The sequence below is a fragment of the Streptomyces sp. NPDC022910 genome (genome assembly GCF_055561075.1).
Genome location: NZ_JBVHHL010000132.1, coordinates 1 through 3,183 on the forward strand (window position 1 = coordinate 1; position 3,183 = coordinate 3,183).

1 rRNA gene is annotated in these 3,183 nt (G+C 57.3%); it reads right to left on the bottom strand.

The window, feature by feature from the left end:
* Positions 1 to 2: 2 nt before the first annotated feature.
* A 23S ribosomal RNA gene (locus tag ACZ3TS_RS42425) occupies positions 3 to 3,123 on the bottom strand.
* Positions 3,124 to 3,183 lie beyond the last annotated feature (60 nt).

Sequence of the window (3,183 nt, forward strand, 5' to 3'; positions counted from 1 at the left end):
CTGAGGACAAGCCCTCGGCCTATTAGTACCGGTCACCTCCACCCGTTACCAGGCTTCCAGATCCGGCCTATCAACCCAGTCGTCTACTGGGAGCCTTACCCCATCAAGTGGGTGGGAGTCCTCATCTCGAAGCAGGCTTCCCGCTTAGATGCTTTCAGCGGTTATCCCTCCCGAACGTAGCCAACCAGCCATGCCCTTGGCAGAACAACTGGCACACCAGAGGTTCGTCCGTCCCGGTCCTCTCGTACTAGGGACAGCCCTTCTCAAGACTCCTACGCGCACAGCGGATAGGGACCGAACTGTCTCACGACGTTCTAAACCCAGCTCGCGTACCGCTTTAATGGGCGAACAGCCCAACCCTTGGGACCGACTCCAGCCCCAGGATGCGACGAGCCGACATCGAGGTGCCAAACCATCCCGTCGATATGGACTCTTGGGGAAGATCAGCCTGTTATCCCCGGGGTACCTTTTATCCGTTGAGCGACGGCGCTTCCACAAGCCACCGCCGGATCACTAGTCCCGACTTTCGTCCCTGCTCGACCCGTCGGTCTCACAGTCAAGCTCCCTTGTGCACTTACACTCAACACCTGATTGCCAACCAGGCTGAGGGAACCTTTGGGCGCCTCCGTTACCCTTTAGGAGGCAACCGCCCCAGTTAAACTACCCATCAGACACTGTCCCCGATCCGGATCACGGACCCGGGTTAGACATCCAGCACGACCAGACTGGTATTTCAACGACGACTCCACCCGAACTGGCGTCCAGGCTTCACAGTCTCCCAGCTATCCTACACAAGCCGAACCGAACACCAATATCAAACTGTAGTAAAGGTCCCGGGGTCTTTCCGTCCTGCTGCGCGAAACGAGCATCTTTACTCGTAGTGCAATTTCACCGGGCCTATGGTTGAGACAGTCGAGAAGTCGTTACGCCATTCGTGCAGGTCGGAACTTACCCGACAAGGAATTTCGCTACCTTAGGATGGTTATAGTTACCACCGCCGTTTACTGGCGCTTAAGTTCTCAGCTTCGCCCACCCGAAAGTGAGCTAACCGGTCCCCTTAACGTTCCAGCACCGGGCAGGCGTCAGTCCGTATACATCGCCTTACGGCTTCGCACGGACCTGTGTTTTTAGTAAACAGTCGCTTCTCGCTGGTCTCTGCGGCCACCCCCAGCTCAGGAAGCAAGTCCCCTCACCAGGCGTGGCCCCCCTTCTCCCGAAGTTACGGGGGCATTTTGCCGAGTTCCTTAACCATAGTTCACCCGAACGCCTCGGTATTCTCTACCTGACCACCTGAGTCGGTTTAGGGTACGGGCCGCCATGAAACTCGCTAGAGGCTTTTCTCGACAGCATAGGATCATCCACTTCACCACAATCGGCTCGGCATCAGGTCTCAGCCACACGGTGCGCGGATTTACCTACACACCGGCCTACACCCTTACCCCGGGACAACCACCGCCCGGGATGGACTACCTTCCTGCGTCACCCCATCACTCACCTACTACCAGCTCGGGCCACCGGCTCCACCACTCCCCTCAACTCCGAAGAGATCAGGGCGGCTTCACGGGCTTAGCATCACTGGATTCAATGTTTGACGCTTCACAGCGGGTACCGGAATATCAACCGGTTATCCATCGACTACGCCTGTCGGCCTCGCCTTAGGTCCCGACTTACCCTGGGCAGATCAGCTTGACCCAGGAACCCTTAGTCAATCGGCGCACACGTTTCCCACGTGTGAATCGCTACTCATGCCTGCATTCTCACTCGTCAACCGTCCACAACTACCTTCCGGTGCTGCTTCACCCGGCAGACGACGCTCCCCTACCCATCACGATCCCCGTTGGGGGTCAATATCGCAATGACACGACTTCGGCGGTACGCTTGAGCCCCGCTACATTGTCGGCGCGGAATCACTAGACCAGTGAGCTATTACGCACTCTTTCAAGGGTGGCTGCTTCTAAGCCAACCTCCTGGTTGTCTGTGCGACTCCACATCCTTTCCCACTTAGCGTACGCTTAGGGGCCTTAGTCGATGCTCTGGGCTGTTTCCCTCTCGACCATGGAGCTTATCCCCCACAGTCTCACTGCCGCGCTCTCACTTACCGGCATTCGGAGTTTGGCTAAGGTCAGTAACCCGGTAGGGCCCATCGCCTATCCAGTGCTCTACCTCCGGCAAGAAACACACGACGCTGCACCTAAATGCATTTCGGGGAGAACCAGCTATCACGGAGTTTGATTGGCCTTTCACCCCTAACCACAGGTCATCCCCCAGGTTTTCAACCCTGGTGGGTTCGGTCCTCCACGAAGTCTTACCTCCGCTTCAACCTGCCCATGGCTAGATCACTCCGCTTCGGGTCTTGAGCGTGCTACTCAGACGCCCTCTTCGGACTCGCTTTCGCTACGGCTACCCCACAACGGGTTAACCTCGCAACACACCGCAAACTCGCAGGCTCATTCTTCAAAAGGCACGCAGTCACGAGAATGTGCAAGCACACTCCGACGCTCCCACGGCTTGTAGGCACACGGTTTCAGGTACTATTTCACTCCCCTCCCGGGGTACTTTTCACCATTCCCTCACGGTACTATCCGCTATCGGTCACCAGGGAATATTTAGGCTTAGCGGGTGGTCCCGCCAGATTCACACGGGATTTCTCGGGCCCCGTGCTACTTGGGTATCTCTCAAACGAGCCGCTGACGTTTCGACTACGGGGGTCTTACCCTCTACGCCGGACCTTTCGCATGTCCTTCGCCTACATCAACGGTTTCTGACTCGTCCTGTCGCCGGCAGACAACAGAAGAAAGAACCCACAACCCCGCATGCGCAACCCCTGCCGGGTCTCACACACATACGGTTTGGCCTCATCCAGTTTCGCTCGCCACTACTCCCGGAATCACGGTTGTTTTCTCTTCCTGCGGGTACTGAGATGTTTCACTTCCCCGCGTTCCCTCCACATGCCCTATGTGTTCAGGCATGGGTGACAGCCCATGACGACTGCCGGGTTTCCCCATTCGGAAACCCCCGGATCAAAGCCTGGTTGACGACTCCCCGGGGACTATCGCGGCCTCCCACGTCCTTCATCGGTTCCTGGTGCCAAGGCATCCACCGTGCGCCCTTAAAAACTTGGCCACAGATGCTCGCGTCCACTGTGCAGTTCTCAAACAACGACCAACCACCCACCACCCCACT